The organism is Microcoleus sp. w1-18aA5 (assembly GCF_036701705.1).
GTDB lineage: Bacteria > Cyanobacteriota > Cyanobacteriia > Cyanobacteriales > Microcoleaceae > Microcoleus.
This window is the reverse complement of the sequence record NZ_JAUPTE010000014.1, coordinates 12,324-36,221: the sequence shown is the minus strand read 5'-3', so window position 1 is coordinate 36,221 and position 23,898 is coordinate 12,324. Positions and strand designations below refer to the sequence as shown.

16 protein-coding genes and 1 tRNA gene are annotated in these 23,898 nt (G+C 46.9%); 8 read left to right on the top strand and 9 right to left on the bottom strand.

All coding sequences use genetic code 11. From position 1 onward, the window contains the following. Positions 1-156: 156 nt before the first annotated feature. The 4 genes from Q5691_RS07510 to Q5691_RS07495 form a co-directional block, all read right to left on the bottom strand. Positions 157-228, bottom strand: a tRNA-Lys gene (locus Q5691_RS07510). Positions 229-295: 67 nt separating this feature from the next. Then, on the bottom strand, positions 296-1,165 hold the full coding sequence (locus Q5691_RS07505; RefSeq protein WP_445304818.1) for an aldose epimerase family protein: 870 nt from the start codon (positions 1,163-1,165) through the stop codon (positions 296-298). A gap of 134 nt (positions 1,166-1,299) precedes the next feature. Beyond that, entirely contained in the window at positions 1,300-3,378 is a 2,079-nt protein-coding gene (locus Q5691_RS07500; protein ID WP_333208852.1) for a CapA family protein, read from the bottom strand. A gap of 12 nt (positions 3,379-3,390) precedes the next feature. After that, positions 3,391-3,546 (bottom strand): hypothetical protein, encoded by a 156-nt coding sequence (locus tag Q5691_RS07495; protein WP_158307982.1) that lies wholly within the window; start codon positions 3,544-3,546, stop codon positions 3,391-3,393. Positions 3,547-4,149: 603 nt separating this feature from the next. On the opposite strand from Q5691_RS07495, the gene Q5691_RS07490 reads away from it, so the two are divergent. Then, positions 4,150-4,461, top strand: a complete 312-nt coding sequence (locus tag Q5691_RS07490; RefSeq protein ID WP_006633466.1) for a DUF6679 family protein — start codon at positions 4,150-4,152, stop codon at positions 4,459-4,461. 322 nt (positions 4,462-4,783) lie between these two features. On the opposite strand, the gene Q5691_RS07485 is transcribed toward Q5691_RS07490, so the two are convergent. Next, positions 4,784-6,418: an MBL fold metallo-hydrolase gene (locus tag Q5691_RS07485; RefSeq protein WP_333312244.1), complete on the bottom strand. Its 1,635-nt coding sequence runs from the start codon at positions 6,416-6,418 to the stop codon at positions 4,784-4,786. Positions 6,419-7,971: 1,553 nt separating this feature from the next. Here Q5691_RS07485 and Q5691_RS07480 point away from each other — a divergent pair. From Q5691_RS07480 to Q5691_RS07450, 7 genes are all read left to right on the top strand, one after another. After that, entirely contained in the window at positions 7,972-9,168 is a 1,197-nt protein-coding gene (locus tag Q5691_RS07480; protein WP_333208854.1) for a glycosyltransferase, read from the top strand. 1,026 nt (positions 9,169-10,194) lie between these two features. Further along, positions 10,195-11,391, top strand: coding sequence for a glycosyltransferase (locus tag Q5691_RS07475; protein WP_333208857.1), 1,197 nt, complete (start codon positions 10,195-10,197; stop codon positions 11,389-11,391). Between the two features lie 282 nt (positions 11,392-11,673). Continuing rightward, complete coding sequence (locus tag Q5691_RS07470; protein WP_333208859.1) at positions 11,674-12,990, top strand: glycosyltransferase family 2 protein; 1,317 nt, start codon at positions 11,674-11,676, stop codon at positions 12,988-12,990. Positions 12,991-13,247: 257 nt separating this feature from the next. Beyond that, positions 13,248-14,498 carry a glycosyltransferase gene (locus tag Q5691_RS07465; protein WP_333208861.1) on the top strand — a complete coding sequence of 417 codons (1,251 nt, stop codon included), beginning with the start codon at positions 13,248-13,250 and terminating at the stop codon, positions 14,496-14,498. Continuing rightward, positions 14,495-15,286, top strand: a complete 792-nt coding sequence (locus tag Q5691_RS07460; protein ID WP_333208862.1) for an ABC transporter permease — start codon at positions 14,495-14,497, stop codon at positions 15,284-15,286. The genes Q5691_RS07465 and Q5691_RS07460 overlap by 4 nt, the downstream gene beginning before the upstream one ends. Further along, entirely contained in the window at positions 15,287-17,359 is a 2,073-nt protein-coding gene (locus Q5691_RS07455; protein ID WP_333344306.1) for a Wzt carbohydrate-binding domain-containing protein, read from the top strand. 78 nt (positions 17,360-17,437) lie between these two features. Next, a complete protein-coding gene (locus Q5691_RS07450) occupies positions 17,438-19,855 on the top strand; it encodes a sulfotransferase (RefSeq protein ID WP_333311774.1) in 2,418 nt (805 codons plus the stop codon). Positions 19,856-19,905: 50 nt separating this feature from the next. Here the strand turns inward: Q5691_RS07450 and Q5691_RS07445 are convergent, their stop codons facing one another. The 4 genes from Q5691_RS07445 to dxs form a co-directional block, all read right to left on the bottom strand. Next, a complete protein-coding gene (locus tag Q5691_RS07445; RefSeq protein ID WP_333208868.1) occupies positions 19,906-21,126 on the bottom strand; it encodes an NAD(P)/FAD-dependent oxidoreductase in 1,221 nt (406 codons plus the stop codon). Positions 21,127-21,133: 7 nt separating this feature from the next. Continuing rightward, positions 21,134-21,502, bottom strand: a complete 369-nt coding sequence (locus tag Q5691_RS07440) for an aspartyl protease (RefSeq protein ID WP_333208869.1) — start codon at positions 21,500-21,502, stop codon at positions 21,134-21,136. After that, a complete protein-coding gene (locus Q5691_RS07435) occupies positions 21,499-21,855 on the bottom strand; it encodes a hypothetical protein (protein WP_445242589.1) in 357 nt (118 codons plus the stop codon). Before Q5691_RS07435 ends, Q5691_RS07440 begins: the two co-directional genes overlap by 4 nt. Positions 21,856-21,928: 73 nt before the next feature. Beyond that, on the bottom strand, positions 21,929-23,836 hold the full coding sequence (gene dxs / locus Q5691_RS07430) for a 1-deoxy-D-xylulose-5-phosphate synthase (protein ID WP_333311773.1): 1,908 nt from the start codon (positions 23,834-23,836) through the stop codon (positions 21,929-21,931). Positions 23,837-23,898 lie beyond the last annotated feature (62 nt).

Below are 23,898 nucleotides of genomic sequence, written 5' to 3'. Positions count from 1 at the left end.
GAATTTTGGACAAGCTCAATTCTTACGATAATATTAAGACAATTTGCCACCGATCGCGCACTATCTTTCCAGATTTACTTAAAAGTTCAAAAAACAAAATTTTGAGTTCCGAGCATTTAGCTCAAAACTCAAAATTCTTAACTCACAAATTTTTTATGGGTCGCCCGGGATTTGAACCCGAGACCAATCGGTTAAAAGCCGAATGCTCTACCGCTGAGCTAGCGACCCGCGAAAACATTGTTACCGCACACAATTTCTAACAGTAGCACCCCTCATTTGAAATAGCAAGTGTTTTTTAAATAAAATTTGCAGTCATGCGAACCAGCATCTCGCAAGTCGCGCCAGGGGGCAAATAAATCAAGTGTTCACCAGTGTTGAGGGCATTTCGAGGAGCAGTCCAAGGTTCCAAACAGTAAAAATCCTTGCCCTTCACCATCCAGAAAACCAACTTCCCATAGCTGGAGTTGTAACTGAGGGTGAGTCGCAAGCCGCTCGCCGCGTCAGTGACAGTAGCAGCAAGACCAGTAAGCTCGTCAAAGGAAACATCAATTTCATCCAGCGTCGGGTCAAAAACCCCTGTGAAATAACCCTTTTGGTGGGTGTTGTGATCTCTGTACTGCATCCCCGGAATCTCAAAGCGGAGCTGAGATTTGTCCGTCGCCAAAAAGTAGGGATGCAAACCACTAGAAAACGGCATGGGTTCGTCAGACAGATTCGTGTATCGCTGAAAAATTTCCAAAGAATTGCCTTTAATCTGATAAGTGAAGGCTAGTTGGAAATCAAAGGGATAAACAGCCAGCGTCTTGTCGCTGCTGTCGAGAATCAGCGTCAGAGCGGCGCAACCCTCCGTAACTTGTTCGCCTACTGTCCAAGGCAAGTCTCGAGCAAAGCCGTGCTGTTTGAGGTGACGCTCCACTCCCTTGTGGGTGTAAGTATTGTCGGGGAGATTGCTGCAGATGGGAAACAGGATGGGAATCCCGCCACGTACAGTCAGATCGGGATTGGCGAACCGTTCGGCGTCCAAATAGAAGATTTCTTTGCCTTCAACCAGCCAGCTAGTGGCAATACCGCCCCGTTCCGGCACAACTTCTAGAGTAGAGTTAGCCGTTTCGTCGGAGAGGATATAGGTTTTGTACTGCTTTTGCTTGAGCGCGATCGCAAACACATTTGTCATCGGTAGTAGGTCATTGATCATTGGTTGTCAGTAAATCGATCGTTAATAATTGGTCGCTATTATCTTGATGTTCACCCATTACCGCCCCTATCCTCCCCCTGCATCCTCGCTCCGGCCCCCACCGGCTAACCAATGCTCCTAGCTATAGGAGGAAGGGCGATCCGGTGCTTGGAGCGGTTGCTGCTGTTAGCTGGAACGATCGCGGAGGCCGGCTGCTCTTTGAGTGCGACTTCAAAAGATACACTCCGAGTGCGTGGAAGATAGCTTTGGGGACTCGGCACTGCTCCTTGATTGGGAGACGGGGGCGAAATAAACGGCTCTTTGATGAATGGCTCTTTTGTAAACGGCTCTGGTTCCCGGCTGGGATTTTGAGGTTGAGTGGGGTAGATGCGCGGCGGCAAATTTTGATTCGGAGATGGGTTTGATTCAATTGCAGGCCCTGTCCCGTTCGGGAAAAATGAGGAGTTGTCCGGCTGTTGGGGCGCAGCCGGCAAAGCCGGCAAAATCAAAGTAGGTTTGGGTTGTCCGAGGCCTTGCTGATTGCTTTCACCGGAGGTTGCCCCGGAACCTCGCCCCGGCTGGTATGTACCGCTCTTTGCTGCTCGTGGCAATGGAGAATTTGCAGTTTTTGATGTGGCTCCTGGCTGGACTAGGGCATCGAGAACTACAGAAGATCCCATCGGTCGATCGAAAATACTAGAAATTTGCTCGACGCGTTTGAGGATGCGATCGGCTGAGGCTCCCTTCACCACCTTCGGCTGCAACTTTTTTACCTCCACAGGCAGAAACTCTACCTTCATATTCCTGTCTTTGAGCGATACTTTCAGGACTGCGGTATCGTAATCCCTGCGAGCATTCGGGCCGAATATAAAATTACCCAGCGAGTAAACTATCGGGCGGCCCTTGTAAATTTCTGCACCTTGCAGTACCTGGGGATGGTGTCCCACTACCAAATCAGCTCCTTGGTCGATCGTGAACCGAGCCAAATCAATCTGCCAGTCCCCTGGATAATCTGCCAATTCGACTCCCCAGTGGTAATTAACAATAATCCAGTCTACCTGACCCCTAAGAGCTCGAATATCCTCCGCCACGCGATTGTTGCGGCGGGGGTTAGTTCCCGCTTTCCCTTGGTCGGCGATGTTAAGCTCGGCATCGTAATAACCGAGGTAGGCAATTCGCTGACCCTTAACTTCAATAATATCTGGACGCCTCGCTTCTTTAATATCTCTGCCGGCTCCCAGGTGTTGAATCCCACTATTATCTAGAGTATTCATAGTCTCCACCAGCCCCGGTTCCTCGTAATCCATAGCGCGGCTATTTGCCAGATTGACAATATCCACTCCTCCGGCTGTTAATACTTTCACCGATTCTGGATCGGCTTTAAAATTTAATTGTTTTTTGGCAGAGCCCAATGTAGAGCGAGTCAGGGAGTTTTCTAGGTTAACCATCGCCACATCTGCTTGTCGATACTCGTCCATATTGGCGAAAGCCCATTGGTGATCGTTGGCAGCAGATGCTCCGAGCGCATCCGATAGATTCACATTTCCTCCGAACATCAGCGTTACTGTTGGGTCGTAAGGATTAGCAACTTGCTTTTGCTGTACTACTGGTACCACTTCTAATGCCGCTTGCACCGTATCCGCACGTTTTGGAGGCGGCCCCGAAATTACAGCAGCTTGCTGGTAGCCGGATACTGGAGATACTAACTGCAGGGTCAGAGCCTCGTGATAACTGACCCAACACCCTAAAATAAAAGAGGCAAGTGCCGAGCCCACTAGCAGCACAGAACGATACGTTTTAAATTTAACCCAATCGACGATCGGTAGGGAACGGTAACGCCGTCGCTGGCGGTTTGCCGGAGTGACAATTCGCACTGACTGTTTCCAGAGAAGGTCTGCATCCCCAGCCAAGCGCGCGTGAATTCGCACTCCTTCTACTGCTGGCGAGTTAAGTCTCCAGAGTTGGTGGCAAATAAATTTGACTAAGCCTTCCCGGAGAGTGCTCCCGAGTAATGTCGTATCTGGCGCAAATTCGCGCTGGAATTCTACGAGGATTTGGACGCAGCCGGCCTGAGCCTGTTCGACGCGGGCATAAATCCCTTCGGGGCGCAGCAAGCTGTCAATCCAGTAATTCAGGGCTTGAAAGTTGCCCGATCGCGCTAGCTCCAAGATAGACGGCTGCGACCAATTTTCTGCGTACACCATCAATTAGCCTCCTTAATACGCACGAGCAATGACTCCAATTTGTTTTGAACGGAACCGCAATTCTTTTAGCTTAACCGCCACAGGTTCCGCTGCCCGTTTTGAAGCTAGTTGTTGGCCGCCACCATTTTCTACATTTAGGGGCTGCCTGCTGTCAGTGATTTTTATCACACTCCGGTCCATCGATTTTAGATTTTAGATTTTAGATTTTAGATTGAGCCTTGACTGCGTTAGTGGACGATCAAACAAACGTCGCAACAAAAGGTTTATGGGGGACTTGAGGCAGAAAAGAGGGAGATTTCTGAGGCAGAGTCTGTTTTTATTGTCGCTGTTTTATTGTCGCTTTAGAGATTTCGCTTCGAGATTTTAGATTTTAGATTGAGCCTTGACTGCGTTAGTGGACGATCGAACAAACGTCGAAACCAGAGGTTTCTGGGGGACTTGAGGCCAAAGAGAGCGAGATTTCTGAGGCAGAGTCTGTTGTTATTGTCGCTGTTAATCGCGTGCCGTCGTCAAGTCCTAATGCTTCGATCTATGCTGGCAAATGCCTCTCACGAGGGATGCCACTGACTGCAAAACCTGTAATTGGATAAATGGCGTACTAGATAGATTTGGTGGTAAAATCGAATTTGGTAACTCCCATCGGTACAAAAGTTGCGGAAAACGTGAAACTGGCCAGTCCATACGGCTGTGCCTTCCGATGTAAAACCCAAAGTACGTTACGGTAAACAGACCATATTTTAAGCAAGTTACACTGCGCAGGAGAACTGACAAATGCTACAGCGCAAAATCTATCAACTCTGTTGTGATGGTCGTGAGGTTTCTATTTTTCTTCGAGATCAGCAACGTTGGATAGAGCGCGCTCGTATCCTAGATATTGAAGGGGATCTAGTCACGCTGCGCTACGAAACCGACGAAGAAGACGAAATCAGCTCCTGGGAAGAAATGGTGCGTCTTGAAAGTATTGGAGCTGTATCCCAGAAGTTGGCTTCGGTATCCCGAACTAACTGCGAACCCCTAGTTTCTGACGATTGTCCCGAAGCCGAACAAATTCGCAATCACTACCCAGACTCGAATTTGGAATAGTTTTGAGCTCGCGCTTGAGGCACAAGGAAAACTTGGGGGAAAAGAAAACGACTTTTCTCCCTTTTTTGTGGAGAAATTATGCAAAAAACCCGGTTTAGGCCAAACATATTCTGGGTTGTGACCACATAAGCTATTTTGCCTTTAAATTTAAGCTTGATGGCGGAATCTCCTACCCACCCCACAACAGCGTAAGTACACAGTAGTTTAAAAATTAAATACCCGACAGCTTACCCCTGCTGAAACCGGGTTTTTTGTCTGGGTTCGTCCAGGACTGTTTTTTTGTTGTCTTTGCCTGCCGGCTGGTTTCTCGGTGCCCGACAGCTTATTCGCCCTCTGTTTCCCCATCTAGGAAAAGTTCCGACTCCGGTATCGCTTTAAACACCGGACAGAAACCGTCGGGGGTTACTTTAAAGCCAAACAAAGCACTGGACTGGTTCCAACAGCGCTGGCTGCGGTAGTGCTGGCAATTGCCACAGCATTCAAGGTTGGCCTGAACGGCGCTGCCTTGAAAAAGGAGTTCCCGCTGGGAGATGCCGCGCAGTACCAGTTCTTCGCCTTGCCAGCGCGCTTCTACCAAACCGGTATCGGCAAAATTGGCCCACCGAGGATCGGCTGTAATCGGACTCGGCAAGCTAATTGCTACCTCTGTCCCCAATTCGCTGAGTTCTCCCTCATAGTTAGTTTCCGGGATAGCGGGCTGCAAAAACATTTCCCCGATCGGCAATTCGACAAGTGTTCCGGCCGCCGGAGTATGCAACTGGTAGCGGTTTCGCAGCTCGTCCAAGTTAGCCAAGTCAGCCAAATATGCAGGGGAACCGTGGACTAAAATTACGTGCTGGGGACGCAAATTGTGGATGAGTTGGGTCGTCCCCGGCCCGTCGCAGTGTTCGGCTAGCAGATAAGTTTCGACACTTGTGACTCCAGATTCGGGCCTGTTGCCCAGCCAGTCGCTGACGGGATATCCTGGTTTTTGAGGGGCGAGCAAAATCCAAGGATGTGTGCCATCGGCAACATACAAAGCCAAATCAGCTAACTTGTCTGTAATTACAATACAGGGCGTGGCTCCCAATCCGGGGCGTTGTTCGGCAGACAGCCGGCGGACGCGGGGTTTCACCCTTTCGTCCCAAAACAAAGGTTGGTGCAGAGCAAAATTTTGGACGGCGGTGGGAAATTGGGGTAACAGTTCCAGATAAGCGTCGCACCCGTCGGCGACAGTGCCGTCTACCCAAATATCCAAGTCGCGGCCAGTGAAATAGTGGTGGCTGCGGAGCAGCATCAGCAGTTCTTGGCCCAAACCGAGGGCCGGCGCGGGCAGAAGTACCGAGTACCCGTCGGTGATGGCGCGGTGGATGCGATCGGCTAACTGATTTTCTAGTTGTCGGCGGTGAGGGTGGCGCGCCGTGCCGTAACTGCCTTCCAAAATTAATACATCCGGCTTCATGCCCCTGAGTTCTCCCAGGGGCAAACCTTCCACCAAACGAGAATTAGACAGGAAAAAGTCGCCGGTGTAAACCACGGTGTAGGTGCGGTGCGGGGCTGCATAAGTCAGCAGCACAGTCGCCGCTCCGGGCAAATGGCCCGACGGGAACAACTGCACGCTGAGTCCTGGGCGCACTTCGAGTGGCGACTGCCAGGGCAGTCCCTGACAGAACCGAGACTCTGGCTGCTGAGCCAGTTCTGGCCAGTTGAGCGGTAGCAGTCGCGCTGTCACTTCGCTGGCATAAATTGGCAAGTGGGGGAAAGATTGATGGAGTGCTAGCAAACCTCTGGCATGATCAGAGTGGGCGTGGGTACACACCACAAAATCGGCTGGCAGCGATCGATTTTGTGTCGCTGACAGCGGTGCAATATCCTCTATACCGCAGTCGAGTAAAATGCGGTGCGGCCCCATTCGGACTAGCAGACAGACCCCTTCCTGTGCGTGGCCTGCGCCGTAAGGTAAACAATCGAGATCCATCACTGCGGTTAGCTCCCTGCTTTGCACGCAACTTGCAGTATCGCAACATTTAAACATTGGTTGCGACTGCATTCATTCGATCAAGTTCAGTCTCGGACGCTGAAACCGGGTTTGATGAACGAAAACACTTTGTTGCCGCCCTCGCTCCCGGTAAAAAAACCCGGTTTATCTAAAGTTGTGGTGCGTAAGCCCTGGAGTTAAATGTTTGCTCGAAGGCTCCGGCTCTCGTGCAAGGAAAGTAATTGCACTTAAGATTTGATGCAGCGCCCAGAAAGCGATTTTCCGAAGGCATTGGCCGGACGGGAATTCGGTCTTGGACAAAGTTCAGGCTACTGGTTCTTGCATCAAAAGTTACATTTTATTGCACCATGTAAGAGCAGCGAGCTCGATCTCATATTCTGAGTTTTAAACCTTTTTTCACAATTTGCGCCTGCTAAAAGCTAGTCTTTTTTATGAGAAGATTTTAATTCAGATGTCCAAACATCTTGATAAAACTTTACAATTCTTCATTTTTAGGGGTGTGAGGGCCGTGTATAGTCCAATCTGAAAAACGGAGAGCCAGCATCGTGCTAGCTAACTGCTTTTGTCAGGGCAGAGAGAGACTTTATGAGTTTGCTCGGTTTCTTTGTAAAAGTTTGATACATTCTTCTAAGCAAACGTTGTGGCTATCGAGGAGAGAGTTTAAATGGCTTTTTGACCGAAAACATCCAGGATACAAGCCCCTGGATTCATCCGTCCAGAAATAAAAAACCTGTATCCGATAAAGTCGCCCCCGAATTTATCCGGGGGGTCAATACTTCAATTCTAAAATCTAAAATCTAAAATCTAAAATCTAAAATCTAAAATCGACTGACTGCCCCATAATAGGTCTGTTTACTCCGCTCATTGACTAGGGGGCAAAACGATGCCTTTTTTTGTTGAACCTCAAACATAGCCACATAAATCCCCAGACAATAGATGATATTCATCCTGTAAAAATACCACTAACTTGCCAGAAGTAATCTCAGCTCGATGAGTCTCCAACCAGCCTGTAATCTCCTGTTTTTTTTATCATTGCTAGATCTGATTTAGGGTTGAGTTTGGGAGTGTTCTTCACCTAATCCGTGCGCGGCTTAATCGCGAAAGTTTGAAGGGCGAGAGTGTTTAATTGTTTGGTATGTTGCCCTTGAATATTATCAGAGCGCAATTAAAGCTGAAATGAGGAGCGATCGCACAAACCCGGTTTGATCAAAAAATCTGGTTTTTAGATTTGGTATTAAGGGGGAGACTGGAGACCGCGCCGACCGCCAATAACACCTGCAATTGACACCTGCCTGGAGGTGCGAAGGTTTTTGATAAAAAATATTATGATGTAGCAAAAAAACTTGACATCAGCACGTAATTGAAAGTAAAAATAAATAATAGCCATAACAAAATGAGGCTTTATGTTTGATTCGCGATCGGCAAGTATGGCATTGAGAAGTTGCTACCCCTAAAACAATTTCTGCTAAAATACATCCGGTAATATACGGAGTATCGAGGATTTTTTCGCAATCTAAAATCTAAAATCTAAAATGGCAACAGCTATTCTTGAGCTGGAAATATCCAAACTCCCGCCAGAAATTACGGTTGAGGAGCGTTACAGCAAAGCCTTGATTTTAATTCGACTGCACGGAAAACCGATCGGTCAAGCTCTTTTTCACGTAGTCGGAGGCCACATTGGCGGTGACGAATTACGGAAAACACTGAGGAATTGTGCTGGTGACAACTTGTGGAAAAACTTGCTCTACGACACTCTAGAATGGGATGAGCGGGGGTCGGTTGAGGTATTGCCGATCGCCACAGTAGCAGTTTGCACGCGCGATCGCCCGGAAGATTTGCGGCGCTGTCTAGACGCGCTGATGCTGCTGCCTGATGATGGTCAGGAATACTTAGTAATTGACAATTGTCCCGCCACAGACGCTACCAAGGAACTGGTCAAAAATTATCCACAAGTCCGCTATGTGCGCGAAGACTTAGCAGGCTCCAGCGCTGCCCGTAACCGAGCTTTATGCGAAGCTAAACATGAATTCGTAGCCTTTACAGATGACGATGCTGCCCCCGATCCGAACTGGCTGCGATCGCTCTTGTGGAATTTTAGCGATCCCCGAGTGATGTGCGTTACAGGGCTGGTGATGCCCTTGGAACTGGAAACCGAAGCGCAAGAATGGTTTGAGTGCTACAGCCCCCACGGGCGGGGATTTGAGCGCCGAGTAGTTGACGGGGCGCACTGCAATCCTCTGATTGTGCATCTTGTGGGAGTTTCGGCGAGTATGGCTTTGCGGAAAAGTTCGATCGACTACATTGGCCTGTTTGATGAAGCTTTGGGGGCGGGAACACCTACGGTGGGCGGCGAAGACTGTGAACTTTTTGCCCGCATTTTGCGCGCTGGCTACTGCATTGTCTACGAGCCGAGAGCATTGAGCTGGCACCGCCATCGGCGCACTTGGGAAGAATTGCGAAAAACGCTCCAAGGCTACGGCATCGGAGTCTATGCTTTCTGGACGCGGATGTTTGTAATCAACAGAGAATTCAGTGTGCCTCTATTAGCTTGGGGATGGCTGCGGTATAAGCAAATTCCTGAATTAATTGCTTCTTGGCGAAAGCAACCGGGCTGTATTCCTAGTGATTTACTTTTGGCTCAACTGCGGGGGTGCATTAGCGGGCCGATGGCTTATTTTTATTCTCGCAAGCGGTTGCGGGAAGTTAAGGGGGAAGTCAATAGATTTTAGATTTTAGATTTTAGGTTTTAGATTTACTCCACAGATGAATCGAGGAAATTAAACTAAGGTCTAAAGCTTTTTGGATTAGTCATTAGTCAGGAGGAACAAAGAGGTTCGGCAACGGATGGTGTAATAAATTTAAGGGATTTAACAGATGGATATTGAGGGGACAAGGAAGAAGTAAGAGTGTTTGAAATTTTAATCACCACTTATAAATTACCAAATACCAAATACCAAGGGTGCATCTCAGTTTTATGCACGGAGGCCTGGCGCGTGCTGATTTGGGCAATCGCGAAAATGTGGGTCAGGCGGGTGAGATCACTCATAAACTGGGTTGTAAGTAGTAGTCCAGAATTAATTACACAATATTTCTACTGAAACCATTACCTAGCAAGGAATCTTTATGTAATTAATTTTGTGGGGTTACTTATAGGAGTTATTCTTAGCTCAAGTGACCCCTACAAGACCCTACAAGATATTATGGTTTTTTGTGCCGTTATACTTAGCATTGGGCTTGATTGTCAAAAAAGAGTATTTCATGGGCTTGGTTTCTATTCTCACAACGGGTTTGGGATTGCTGTATAACTACCTAATTGCAAAAGTTGGAATTGCGAGAGTGCTTAATGGTTTGGTATATTTCCCTTGAATAGTACCCGATCGCAATTAAAGCGGAAATGAGGAACGATCGCAAAAACCGGGTTTTGTCAAAAAATCTGGTTTTTAGAGGTGGCATTAATGGCGAGGCTTGGTGGCGGTCGGCTGCCAATAACACCTGCAATTGACACAAGCCTCGACGAGAGATCGTTGCCGGTGGTAAAAGTTGTGTTGGGAAAAAACTTGACATCAGCGGGTAATTGAAAGTAAAAATAAATAAAAGCAATAAAAACAATGAGGCTTTATCTTTGATTCGCGATCAGCAATCGGCAAGTATGGCATTGAGAAGTTGCTATCCCCTAAAACAATTTCTGCTAAAATACCTCCGGTAATATAGGGAGTATCTAGGATTTTTTCCCAATCTAAAATCTAAAATCTAAAATGGCAACAGCTATTCTTGACCTGGAAATATCCAAACTCCCGCCAGAAATTACGGTTGAGGAGCGTTACAGTAAAGCCTTGATTTTAATTCGACTGCACGGAAAACCGATCGGTCAAGCTCTTTTGCCCGTAGTCGGAGGCCGCTTTGGCGGTGACGAATTACGGGAAAAACTGATGAATGCTGCGGGTGACAACTTGTGGAAAAACTGGCTCTACGACACTCTAGAATGGGATGAGCGGGGGCCGGTGGAGGCATTGCCGATCGCCACAGTAGCAGTTTGCACGCGCGATCGCCCGGAAGATTTGCGGCGCTGTCTAGACGCGCTGATGCTGCTGCCTGATGATGGTCAGGAATACCTGGTAATTGACAATTGTCCCGCCACCGAGGCCAGCAGTGAATTGGTCAAAAATTACCCAAAAATCCGCTATGTGCGCGAAGATGTAGCAGGCGAAAGCGCCGCCCGCAACCGAGCTTTACGCGAAGCTAAACATGAATTCGTAGCATTTACAGATGACGATGCTGCGCCCGATCCGAACTGGCTGCGATCGCTGTTGCGAAATTTCAGAGATCCGCGAGTTATGTGTGTCACGGGGCTACTGATGCCCCTAGAACTGGAAACCGAAGCGCAAGAATTGTTTGAGTTCTACAGCCCCTACGGGCAGGGCTTCGAGCGCCGAGTTTTTGACGGGGCGCACTGCAATCCGCTGATTGTAGCTCCACTGGGGGTTTCGGGGAGTATGGCTTTGCGGAAAAGTTCGATCGACTGCATCGGGCTGTTTGACGAAGCTTTGGGCGTGGGTACGCCTGCTAAGGCCGGTTCAGACAGCGCACAGTTTGCCCGCATTTTGCGATCGGGCTACCGCATCGTCTACGAACCGAGGGCCTTGAGTTGGCACCGCCACCGACGCACCTGGGAAGAACTACGCAACTTGCTCCGATGCTACGGAATCGGAGTCTATGCTTTCTGGACGCGGATGTTTGTAATCAACAAAGAATTTAGTGTACCTCTATTAGCTTGGGGATGGCTGTATTACAAGCAAATTCCTGAGTTATTTGCTTCTTTGCGAAAGCAACCGGACTGTATTCCTAGTGATTTACTTTTGGCTCAAATGCGGGGGTGCATTAGCGGGCCGATGGCTTATTTTTCTTCTCGCAAGCGGTTGCAGGAAGTTAAAGGGGAAGTCAATCGATTTTAGATTTTAGATTTTAGATTTTAGATTTACTCACATGATGAATCTGGGAAATGAAACTAAGTTCTAAGCTTTGGGGATTAGTCATTAGTCAGGAGGAAAAGGGAAGTCCGGCAACGGATTGTGTAATGGATTTAAGGGATTTAACAGATGGATATTGAGGGGATAGGGAAGAAGTAAGAGTGTTTGAAATTTTAATCACAACTTATAAATCCCCAAATACCAAATACCAAATATTAATTCCCCAATCCCAAAGAACAACTACTAATTACCACATACCAATCTAATATGAATAGGGAAAATCCAACAATTAGCATAATTATTCCGAGCCACAATCGCAGTTCTTCGCTGCGGCGCGCTCTTGATGCTGTGCACTCGCAGACTTATCCGCTCGACCTGCTGGAAGTTATTGTAGTGGCAGATAGCTGCATTGACGATACTTTGGCAATGCTACAAGACTACAAACCTCCGTTTAAACTGCAGGTGATCGAGGTAAATTGCCGAAGTGCTGCCATCGCCCGCAATACAGGAGCGGCTTCGGCTACCGGGAAATTGCTGCTGTTTCTCGACGACGATATCGAAGCGCTGCCGCCTTTGGTGGAAAGCCACGCACGGGTTCACCGAGAGCGTCCAGGAGCGGCTGTCATGGGGCCCTATCCGCCTAAGTTGCACGGAGCAACTAGGTTTTTTGACGTGGAAGTGCGATCGTGGTGGGAAGAGAAGTTTTATCAGATGAGCCAACCTGGTCACCGATTTACTTATCAAGATTTGCTCAGCGGCAACATTTCTTTGGATGCAGAACTGTTTGCTCGTCTCGAAGGCTTTGATTCGGCTTTCGGGAACTGCGGCGGGGAAGATTACGAGTTTGGGCTGCGTTTGCTGAAAGCTGATGTACCTTTTGCTTTAGCGCAGGATGCTGTGGGCTATCATTACGAACACGAAACAAACAATCTCGATCGCTCTTTCCGCCGGTCTCGTCAGGAAGGGCGATCGGATGTTTTGATCGGCCGCCGACACCCGGAACTCAGACCGACGCTGCACATAAAAGACTACGAAACTCCTTATTTTTTGGTAGATAAGATTGTGGTGGCGCTCACGTTTTTCTGGCCGGCGGTTATGGATTGGCTGGCTGTGGGAGGCAGGAAATCTCTGGATTTGCTCGAAAGCTTGGGGATGCGGGAAACTTGGCGGTGGTTGCGGGCAAAATTGCGCGGTTATTGGTATTTGCGGGGTGTGATTGATGAGCTAAAAAGTCGCTCTGCTATTTCTAGTTTTATGCAAGGGGGCCCGGCCCGTTCTGATTTGGGCGGACATGAAATTAACATTGATTTGCAGCAAGGTTGGGAAGCGGCAGAAAGTCTACTGGACGCGGAACGACCGGCTGGGGTTTACCTGTATTACGACCAACTAACAGTCGGCCATATTTTTCCGCAAGCGGGGGCGGAACCGCTGCGGGGCGCTCACTTGCGATCGATTCTGGCGCTTCACTTTGCTCAACCGCTGGCTGGGGCGATCGCGGTTAACGGTATGCCCCGCAGTGCTGAAACGCTTGAAGAAAAATCTTTAGTTGCTTTTGAAACTTACGAGTTAGCCATTAATAGCTAAGTAAATAGGTGCAAATAAAGATTACAGGATTCGGGCAGGTGAGTGCCTTCATCTTCTCGCTTATATCTCGTTATGCTTAGCTAAACTAGCCCCTAGAAGATATTTTTTTTCGTGCATATCTACTGAATTCGGGGAAGTTAAACCAAAAACTCAAACCTCAAAAGTTGGGAAATTGGAAAATTGCCACCCCAAACTTAAAAGCCCCAAGTGAAAACTTTTCTATCTAGTGCCCGCTGCAAAATTTTCAGGAGCAAGTTATGGCAATAAAAGTTATGGAGATTGAGTTTGCCGAACAGATTAATCCGATTAGGCAACTCGAACAATACGAAGGAGTTCGGATTTTAGTTCGCTACCGGGGACGGCCTCTGGGCTGGGCTTATGTTAGTAACAATCCCTGGGAACAAACAATTTCCGCTGAGCGAGTGCGACAAACAATTGTGGATCAGTTAGGAAAAGAGTTGGTGCGATCGACTTTAGGAGAGCAGTTCGGCGCTGTTTCTGAAGCAGTGGCGGATGGCGACCTGCCGTCAATTAGTGTTGTCATCTGCACGCGCGATCGCACAGATTTGCTCAAAGGCGCTCTGGAAGCTCTGCTCGCCCTCGACTATCCCCAGCGCGAAATTATCGTTATAGACAACGCTCCTGCAAGCAGCAGCACCGCTGAATTAGTCGCGCGATTGCCGGTACGCTACGTCAAGGAAGAACGGCCAGGATTGGACTGGGCGCGCAATCGCGGGATCGCGGAAGCGCGGCATGAGATTATTGCTTTTACTGACGACGACGTGCGGCCCGATCGCGGTTGGCTGCGGGGTATTGCTTCGGCGTTTGCTGACCCAGAAATTATGGCCGTGAGCGGTTTAGTGGCGGCAGCCGAACTGGAAACCTTGCCACAACAGCAATTTGAACTGATATATGGCGGAATGCTGCAAAACCTCGACCGCCACAAAACCGACGGTAGCAAACTTTCTGTGCGGGAGTTGCTGTGGGCTAGCAAATACGGCGTGGGAGCGAATATGGCTTTCCGGCGGCAAGTTTTCGAGGCTGTGGGCAATTTTGATGTTGCTCTCGATGTGGGGACTGCGACTCGCGGTGGTGGGGATATTGAGATGTTTCATCGGATTTTGGCTAAGGGATACTCGACTTTTTATGAGCCGAGAGCTTTTGTGTGGCACTTGCACCGGCGCAGCGCCGATGCTTTGAGCCGACAGTTGCAGGATAACGGGCGCGGTTTTGGGGCTTATGTACTCACGTGCTATCGCAACCGGACTGTGCCGCGCTGGGAAATTTGGAAATTTGCTATGTTTCAGTGGCTTGGTTGGTGGCTGGTGCGCCGCTTGGGGTCTCCGGGTTGGCTGCCGCGCAAGTTGGTAGTCAGCGAGTTGCTGGGAGCTCTCGACAGTCCTTTTGCTTACAGAAAAGCGCAGTTGCAGGCGCAGCAGTTAGCTGAGATTGAGCCGGAAGAGCAACTACAATCTGAACCGCAGGAAGTTGCCGGAGGTGTGCGATGAGAAGTGTTCCAAAGCTGATTGACAGGCGCAAAATTGCTCATTTCTTCGATTTGCTGCGGGTGTTGGTCGATCGCGATATGAAATTACTTTACAAGCGATCGGCTTTGGGGATTGCTTGGACTTTAATCAATCCGCTGTTGCAGTTAGCTGTATTTTCCTTTGTGTTTCGTTCTGTTATACCGATTAACATTCCGCAATTTTCTTCCTTTGCTTTCAGCGGTTTGTTAATCTGGAGTTGGTCTCAAACCGCATTATTTCAAGCAACGGGATTAATTACCAACAATAAAGCGCTAATCAGACAGCCTAATTTTCCCACGGCAATTTTGCCGGTAGTCACTACTATGACTGGGCTAATTCACTTTCTGTTAGCTTTGCCGGTGTTAATTATCTTTCTGGCAATTGATGGCGTTCAGCCGAGTGCTGTGCTGTTTGTGTTGCCGCTGCTGATGGTTATTCAGTTTATTTTGACAGTCAGTTTGGCTTATCCCCTCGCCGCTTTGAATGTCACTTTTCGCGATACTCAGCATACTTTGGGCGTAGTTTTGCAGATGCTGTTTTACCTGACTCCGATTTTCTACGACCTCAACAGCGTCCCGAAACAATTTCAGCCTTTGTATCAGTTAAATCCTATGGTGCCACTGCTTGGAGCTTACCGCGCCATACTGCTCAAAGGTACGCAGCCGGATTGGCTGGCGCTGTTAATTGTTAGCTTGGTTGTGGCTGCTCTTTTGCCGATCGGACTGGGAATTTTTAGACGGCAAAGCAATACTTTTGTGGAGGAATTGTAAATGCGTCAAGCTATTGTTGTCAAGGGTTTGGGGAAACGTTTCAACCGCTACTCTGCCGATCGACCTTATACGATTATGCAGGCCGCTTTGGCGGGTTTTCGGCAGATGAAACCGCAGGCGCGTTTTTGGGCACTGCGGGATATCAATTTCACTGTTTCTCCCGGCGAAATGCTGGGAATTCTCGGCAAGAATGGCGCGGGAAAATCGACGCTGCTGCAACTTGTTGGCGGTATCGGCCATGCTCAAGAAGGAACTATTGAAGTTAATGGCAGAATTGGCGGTTTGTTGGATTTGGGTGCGGGTTTTCACTCGGATTTAACGGGCAGAGAAAATGTGTTTGTGGGTGCAGTGGTGGCCGGTTTGACTCGTCGGGAAGCTGCGCGCCGGTTTGATGATATTGTTGAATTTGCGGAATTGCAACAGTTTATTGATAGTCCGATGCGGACTTACAGTACCGGGATGCAAATGCGGCTGGCTTTTTCGGTGGCGGTTCACACCGATCCAGAAGTGCTGTTAGTTGATGAACATTTGTCGGTTGGTGATGTGGCTTTTCAAAATAAATGTTTGAACAGAATCACCGAGTTTAAGAATCAAGGATGTGCGATTGTTTTGATTTCTCACAACGCGGCGCAAATTCATAAACTGTGCGATCGGGCTTTGTGGCTGAAATCAGGTGAAATCGTGGCTTACGGGGAACCGGAAGTGGTAGTCGGTCAGTATTTGTCGGAAATGCGCCCAGCAACCGAACAACGCACTCCCATGCGTCCTCCTGAAGTGACGAGTATGGGTTCACAACTGCGAATCAATGACAATCGCTTCGGTTCTTTGGAAGTAGAAATTACGGATGTTAAAGTGTTGCCGGATGATGAGATAAACAGTGGCGATTCTATTACTGTGGAAATTCATTATTCTGTACCGAAGCCAATTTCGGCTGCTATTTTTGGCGTGACAATTAGCCGGGAAGACGGTCAAAGTTGTTTTGAAACTAATACTAATCAAATGGGCAGATTGCTGCCACTGGCGGAAGGGAAAGGCACAATCCGCCTGCACGTAGACAGGCTGGATTTAGGCAACGGTCAGTATTATGTGAATCCTGGGGTTTACGAGAAGAGTTTTGCTTACGCCTACGATTATCATTGGCACCTTTATCCGCTGTATGTGCGATCGACTGTCAACCAAAAAACGATTCTTTGTCCGCCCTACCGCTGGGAATTTGATGGCAAAATGCAGGTTGCGGATTTACCAGAACCAGCCGAGAAAGTTCACGCATTGAATAAGGATAATCCCGCCTATGCCAAGATTTCGACTCAGTTGAAAAATAAGCAGGAACCAGACTTTTTAATTATTGGCGCTCAAAAGTGCGGCACGGAACCTCTATCCGGCTATCTCGCAAATCACTTGCAAATTATCAAAGATGGTTCCCGCAACATTCACTTTTTTGATTTGAATTTTGAGCGGGGCGTTGATTGGTACAGCAAGCAGTTGACGCGCAGTGTGGCGGATGAAAAGGTGTTGCTGTGGGAAATGACTCCTTACTATATTTATCATCCGTTGGTGGCAGAGCGGGTTTACAAGTGTTTCCCGGATGTTAAGCTGATTGTAATGCTGCGAAACCCGGTCAAACGAGCTTGGCTGCACTATCATTTAGAAGTGGCGATCGGCTGCGAAAAGCTGGATTTTGAAAAGGCGATTACTTCCGAACCCGATCGCCTAAAAGGTGAAATTGAAAAAATTAAAACCGATCAAAGTTATTACAGTTTCAACCACCAACATTATTCGTATTTGTCGCGAGGAATTTATGTTGAACAAATCAGGAATTGGCTTGATTATTTTCCGAGGGAACAGTTGCTAATTCTCAAAAGCGAAGATTTTGAGGCAAATACCGATAAAGTTTTTTCGGAAGTGTTAGATTTCTTGGATATTAGTGCGATCGCAAGTAAACAATATGAGATTAATGCGATCGAGGAGTACAGCAAAATACCAGCAGCAATCGAACAACAACTAACAGATTATTTCAAGCCTTATAATCAGGAACTATCTGATTTGTTAAAACAGGATTTTACTTGGAGTTAGAATTGGCAGGTTGGGTTCCGAGAACGAAACCCAACCCACCTCAAAATCTAGAGTTAATTATAATAATTGCAAAATGTTATGAAACGCATATTTCTCCTAGGCTCGCCTCGCAGTGGCACGACAATTCTTCAAAGCTTATTAGCTGCTCATCCCGAAGTTATTTCTTTTCCAGAATCTAAGTTTTTTCACTATTTGCTATACGATCAGTTTGCGGGAAAGTTGCCAGGTAGAATGGAAGCTTTTTTTAAGGATGAGATTAAACGTCCTGAACTTTTGAAAGATTTTGATGACAGCCAAACTGTGGAAGCTAAAGCTAGTTGGTTTGTGAGAGTTTTGGATGGTTTGGCTGCTGAACAAAAAAAAAGCATTTGGTTGGAAAAAACGCCGGAACACATATATTTTATTGATGACATAGAGCGCTTTTTGCCGGATGCGAAATTTATACATATTTTGCGAAACGGTATGGATACAATAGCTTCTATGTATGATGCTACTAGGAGTTTTAACGAATTGTGGGGCGCTGGTTGGGATTTAAACCACTGTATCTATCGGTGGGAACACGCGATGTTAACTAGCCACAAATACATTAATAAATCCAATCATATATTAGTTAAATATGAGGAACTTTTAGATAACAAAACACTAATTTTAGGACAAATTTGTAATTTTATGGGCATTGAATATGACGATACAATGCTCGTTAATTATCAAGAAAAAGCAGCCAAGCTAAGTTTAAATCTACCTTGGCATAAAGGAATTGAGAGAGATGTCAAAAGTAGTAACGTTCACAAATATCATAAAATTTTCACGCGAAATGAAATTAGATATATTTTAGAGAAAATTCAGCGAGTCCAGGGTGAAATGGCGTGGAAAGTTACGGTGGAAGTGAGCGAACCAATTTCGGATATTTACGCTTTGCAAATATGCGATCGCCTGTGCTGTACGATCCAACTAGAAGGAATTCAACTCGGTATTATTGAATTGCCTATTTGCGATGGCATGGTGGCGGCTGCGGTTTTGGCGGATGCGGTTGCAGCCCAGTTTGCTTGGCAAATTCTCGATCGCTTCTTTCAACGCAATCGCTGCGAAAAAGGCAATAAATTGTGGGAAAATTTGCTGGAACCATTGCACCCTAAACATGACTGGACGCTATTTATGCAAGAATTATGGGGGCGTCCGCATTGGCATTTGGAGGATTTCTACAAGCCTGAAATAGCTGAGAAAGTCCCAACAATTACCCTCGAAAAAGATTTGATTTCTGTAGAAGTTAGCGAGGAATTTGCTAATATAAAAGTTGAGCTTTCTGAAATAAATGTGCTGGTGAAAGTAGGCGGCGTTGCTGTCGGTATTGTCACTGTTGCGGTGGAAAATAATTTTGTTTCGGCTCAAAAATTGCGATCGACAATTAATCGAAATATGGGTTTTGAGTTGTGCATCGCCACCGTGCGAGAAGCTTTGCTGGGAAAACCACTCAACGGCAAGCAATGGCTACGATCGCGCTTAGCCTCTTGTGCTCAACAAAGGTCTAATTTGCCCGACTGGTTGAATGCACCGGGTGCAGGGGGCATTTACCCCCAAAATGCGGTGATGTTCGGCAGGCGATCGGGTGCGATCGGGACGAGTGTCAGCCGCCGCGCCTCACTCCCGGCGGCGGCGCTGCCGGAAATCGAGTCAGTCGCAGCAATCGCTGGGGAACCGACAATGCAAATTCCCCAAGAAAATAAGTTTCCAAAGCAAGTATTTTACGCACCGGAAATCATTGGCTCAAAATCTTCTTATCGGGAAGTTTCTCACTCCGTGAAACCTCAACTTTTGGACAACCATAGCGTTACACAAAAACTCCCGATTCTCTCCTACCGCCACATTTCTCCTGACGGTTTAGACGCAGTTACTCCCCAAATTTTTGAACAACAGTTACACAATCTCAAAAATCTGGGTTATTACAGTGCGAGTTGGGAAAATTGGCGAAGCGCGAAACTGGCTAAAACTCCTTTACCCGGTAAAGCTGTATTGATGACATTTGACGGCGGCTATCTCGACTTTTTCCAATATGCTTGGCCTCTACTAAAACGGTTTGATTTTACAGCAACTGTTTTTCTCGTAGCGGAGTCAATAGGAAAGACAAATAGTTGGGAAAAAGCGGAATTTGAAGAAGTGCCGTTAATGGGATGGTCGGAAATTTTGCAACTGAGGGATGCAGGGATTGAATTTGGTTCTATGTCTGCCACTCATCAACCTTTGACTCCATTGTCGCCGACAGAAATTGTGCGGGAGGCAGGCAAATCCCGTGCTATCTTGGAACGGGAATTAGAGAAACCTGTTAAATGTTTTGCCTATCCTTACGGCGATGTTGATCCAATTGTAGCGCATTTAATTGGAGCGAGTGGATATACTTTTGGTGTATCATATACATTAAATTTGAGCAGTTTTGAAGATTCTTTATTGTCGCTGCCGCGCATTCAAGTCACCGCAGAAAATGCCTTAAAATTAGCTTAGTCAATCAGCGAGATTTTTCCCTCAACTAACAATCTCTCAACGGACGCACCTTACAAGTGAAATTTATTAATCAATTCCTTGATTTTTCTCTGCAAATAACCGCCTAACCCTCTGGAAATTTTCTCAAATTTATAATAAAATAAAATATCCATCACATCTTCAGTTTTCATATACTTTAAATAAGAAATTATTTTATCGGTCAGTTCATCATTAACATCATCGATATACTTTCTCACCGCCAACCGTTCCGAAATATTCCATTTCCGATCAAACTTGCGGTGCATTTCCGTCTCATAATCCCGAAAATCTGAGATTTTCCCCTCCAAATACCTTTGAATATATTTCCCCGCGATTTGGGCACCATCCATCCCGTGTCTAATCCCTTCGCCACCCAAAAAATTTACTGTCGAAACACTATCGCCGATCGCAATTATATTATGCTTGCAATAAATATCCTTCAAACCACGACTATACTTCAGCATGGAACCGTGTTTGTCAAGAATTTTATAATTTTTAGACTTTAGATATTCATCAATCAGTAAATCAATATATTTTTTCAGCGGTGACAAATGCCTCAGTGTTTTCTGATCTAAAAAAATGCGGGCAGCACCAACTTTCAGCCTATTTTGTTCCATGGGAAATATCCAAGAATAACCTTTAGGCATCCATTTATCGCCCACAAATAAGATTAAATCACCGCTGTATTTATTGTAAACTTCTGGCTCTACTTCAATCAAATATTCGATGCCGGTTCCCGACAAAAAATCAGGCTTATCATTCTCTTTTTCGTACATGATCGCCCTAGCAAAGCCAGTAGCATCAACCAATACTTTAGTGCTAACTTTGATAAGTTGACCGTCGGATAACTGTTTAAACTCGACTGTTGTTTCGCTCTTGCTTTGTGAATGTCCGGTGTAGCGATAACCAAGCCAAACTTCACCGCCAAATCGCTCAACTTCGCTGGCCAAAAATGCTCTAAATTTAGCAAAATTGAGAACAACTCCCAAGCTTTCGGGAGACTCCCAAGTTTGACTGACTTTGCTAGTTTCAATAGTAAGTTTGTGCCAAAAACTGCCGATAACGGATTTAGGTAAATCGAATTTAGAGAGAGTTTCTAGAGGTGTAGCGGCGCTAGAAAAGTCATTTTTATAAAAATTGTCGTTTTGCTCTGCCAGCAAGACTTTGTGACCGGATTGGGCTAGGATTCTCGCGCAGTGACCGCCTGCTGGGCCTGCTCCGACTATTACTATGTCAAAACTTTTTAAATTCATTTTGCTTTTAACTCGCTTCCAATGTCAAAATACCCGCAGGCATATCAACTACTAACCGCCGAGTTTTCAGCCACTGGCGACCTATTAAAATTTCCGGTACTCCGTCACCCACATGAACGGGAATGTCAAATTCTAGGTAATCAATACGCACTTTTCCTACATAAAGTTCAAAATCAAATTCTCCCTTGGCTGTTCGCATTTTTTCTTGTTTCACATATGTCCAATCCAGTCCATCTAAATCCTGACTGTCCATTGCTAACCAGCCAGAAAAACCTGTATCAAGCAGAGCATCAACAGGTAATTCTAAGCCGTTATCAGCAATCAGTTCAAGTTCAAAAAATAGCTCGTCCTCATCACCAAATCTTCCTTGAATCATATTGTGCCACAAACTCCGGTTTCATTGATCCGAAAAACCTGCAATTTAGCTTTCGGGTATTTTTCATGGGCTATGTTTGCAACTTGCATATCATCCTTGTCGATAAAATATTCCCCGCTATCAGGTTCAACCGCCATGTACCAGTTGTAGTGGGTTTTAATCAATTCTGGTTTGAGGCGATCGAAAATTGGTTTGCAGCGCTGATAAAATGCTTCTCTTTCAGCTCGCCACTGGGCTTTTTTTTCTTCTGACCACTGAATTTCGGGGAACAATCTTCCCCGCCGCACGGTACGATTTGGTTTCACGTTAGTCATTGTTTTTTCTCCCTTATCCTCAAATCTTCCTTCAATCATGCTCCTCTTTCACTGTCATAGATCGGATGTCGAAGAGTAAGGTGCGCTAGGCACACCCTACAATTCTAGCTATTTACACGCTAACAGGAGCCTGTTTGCGGCTGAATGTTGCTAAGATACGATCGCACATTTGCGATGGAGTTAATCCTAAACTTGCAAATGATTGCTCTGGTGTTGCATGATCTACTAATGTATCCGGTACGCCCAGCCGCATCAGTGGCACGAGAACATTATTGTCGAGCAAAGATTCAGCAACTGCGGAACCGAAGCCACCCATCAAACAGCCTTCTTCCATTGTGACAACTTTGCCGATTCGCTGTGCTAAAGGCAAGATTAATTCGGTGTCCAAAGGCTTGACAAAACGCGCATTGATCACAGTTGCTTCAATACCGTGTTCGCTCAGCATCTCGGCAGTTTGCATTGCCGGATAAACCATTGAACCGTAACCCAAGATCAGCACATCGTCGCCGTTGCGGAGAATTTCGGCTTTGCCGATCGGCAATTCTTCCCAACCTTCCTCCATCAAAGGTACGCCGTAACCGTTGCCACGCGGGTAACGCATCGTGATCGGGCCGCTGGTGTGGTTGATTCCCGTGACTATCATCCGCTGCAATTCTGCCTCATCTTTTGGTGCCATAACTACCATATTTGGCAGGCAGCGCAAGAAGGCAATGTCGTACATTCCTTGGTGAGTGGGGCCGTCAGCACCGACAATGCCTGCGCGATCCAAACAGAAGAAAACTGGCAAATTTTGGATGCAAACATCGTGAATTATTTGGTCATAGCCTCGCTGCACAAATGTCGAGTAAATTGCCACAACCGGGCGCATTCCTTCGCAGGCTAAACCAGCGGATAAAGTCACGGCGTGCTGTTCAGCAATCCCGACATCAATGTACTGTTTAGGCAGTTTTTCATGAAGTTTATCCAGGCCTGTTCCGGTTGCCATTGCAGCAGTAATGCCGACAATTTTGGGATTATCTTCTGCTAGCTTGACCAGGGCGTGGGCAAAGACTTTCGAGTAAGCTGGAGGCTTGGGTTTAGTGGATGGAATGCCTTTGCCGGTGGCTAAGTTAAAGGGATTTTGGGCGTGATATCCTACTTGGTCTTTTTCGGCGATCGCATATCCTTTGCCTTTCACCGTCACAACGTGAACCAACACCGGCCCTTGGATGGTATGAGCTTGTTTGAAAGTGGCAATTAACTCTTCCAAATTGTGTCCATCTACCGGGCCCATGTAAGTAAAGCCCAATTCTTCAATTACTGCTCCAACTTTCGAGACAGCCAAGCGTTTCATTCCTTCTTTGAGGCGCTCCATTTCTGGAGTAAAAGTTTCACCGACAAAGGGAATGTGTTTGAATTGTTCCTCTAAGTTATCTTTGAGAAACTGCACCGGTGGCGACAATCGCATCTTGTTCAAATACCGCGTAATTGCACCGACGTTGGGCGAGATTGACATCTCGTTGTCGTTGAGCACAACTAACAAATTGGTTTTCGGCATATGGCCCGCGTGGTTGATGGCTTCGAGTGCCATGCCGCCAGTCAATGCGCCGTCGCCGATGACTGCTACAGTTTTAAAGTTTTCCCCCTTGAGGTCGCGCGCCATTGCCATTCCTAACGCTGCGGAAATGCTTGTGGAAGCGTGACCTGCGCCGAAGTGGTCAAATTTGCTCTCGCAGCGCTTGAGATAGCCTGCAACGCCGTCTTTTTGGCGTAGGGTGTGGAATTGGTTGTAGCGGCCGGTGATTAATTTGTGAGGATAAGCTTGGTGGCCGACATCCCAAGTAACTTTGTCGCGATCGAGGTCGAGTGTTTGGTAGAGTGCTAAGGTCAGTTCGACTACACCCAATCCTGGGCCGAGGTGGCCGCCGCTAGCGGCTACAGTTTCTAAATGCTTTTCTCGAATTTGTCGGGCAATTTGTTCGAGTTGATGAATCGAGAGGCCGTGTAATTGGTTTGGGTGAGTCAGTTCGCTGAGATGCATATTTTAAAATCTTGCTCCTGTGAATCAGGACGAATCCTTAACAGATATAGGTTGTGCCTGCG

Bases quoted from the DNA above. Each gene is read 5' to 3' on its own strand.
- Q5691_RS07450 (WP_333311774.1), top strand. From the start codon at position 17,438: ATGAAACGCATATTTCTCCTAGGCTCGCCTCGCAGTGGCACGACAATT.
- Q5691_RS07470 (WP_333208859.1), top strand. From the start codon at position 11,674: ATGAATAGGGAAAATCCAACAATTAGCATAATTATTCCGAGCCACAAT.
- Q5691_RS07500 (WP_333208852.1), bottom strand. From the start codon at position 3,378: ATGGTGTACGCAGAAAATTGGTCGCAGCCGTCTATCTTGGAGCTAGCG.
- Q5691_RS07460 (WP_333208862.1), top strand. From the start codon at position 14,495: ATGAGAAGTGTTCCAAAGCTGATTGACAGGCGCAAAATTGCTCATTTC.
- Q5691_RS07445 (WP_333208868.1), bottom strand. From the start codon at position 21,126: ATGAATTTAAAAAGTTTTGACATAGTAATAGTCGGAGCAGGCCCAGCA.
- dxs (WP_333311773.1), bottom strand. From the start codon at position 23,836: ATGCATCTCAGCGAACTGACTCACCCAAACCAATTACACGGCCTCTCG.
- Q5691_RS07435 (WP_445242589.1), bottom strand. From the start codon at position 21,855: ATGATTGAAGGAAGATTTGAGGATAAGGGAGAAAAAACAATGACTAAC.
- Q5691_RS07480 (WP_333208854.1), top strand. From the start codon at position 7,972: ATGGCAACAGCTATTCTTGAGCTGGAAATATCCAAACTCCCGCCAGAA.
- Q5691_RS07440 (WP_333208869.1), bottom strand. From the start codon at position 21,502: ATGATTCAAGGAAGATTTGGTGATGAGGACGAGCTATTTTTTGAACTT.
- Q5691_RS07485 (WP_333312244.1), bottom strand. From the start codon at position 6,418: ATGGATCTCGATTGTTTACCTTACGGCGCAGGCCACGCACAGGAAGGG.
- Q5691_RS07455 (WP_333344306.1), top strand. From the start codon at position 15,287: ATGCGTCAAGCTATTGTTGTCAAGGGTTTGGGGAAACGTTTCAACCGC.
- Q5691_RS07475 (WP_333208857.1), top strand. From the start codon at position 10,195: ATGGCAACAGCTATTCTTGACCTGGAAATATCCAAACTCCCGCCAGAA.
- Q5691_RS07465 (WP_333208861.1), top strand. From the start codon at position 13,248: ATGGCAATAAAAGTTATGGAGATTGAGTTTGCCGAACAGATTAATCCG.
- Q5691_RS07490 (WP_006633466.1), top strand. From the start codon at position 4,150: ATGCTACAGCGCAAAATCTATCAACTCTGTTGTGATGGTCGTGAGGTT.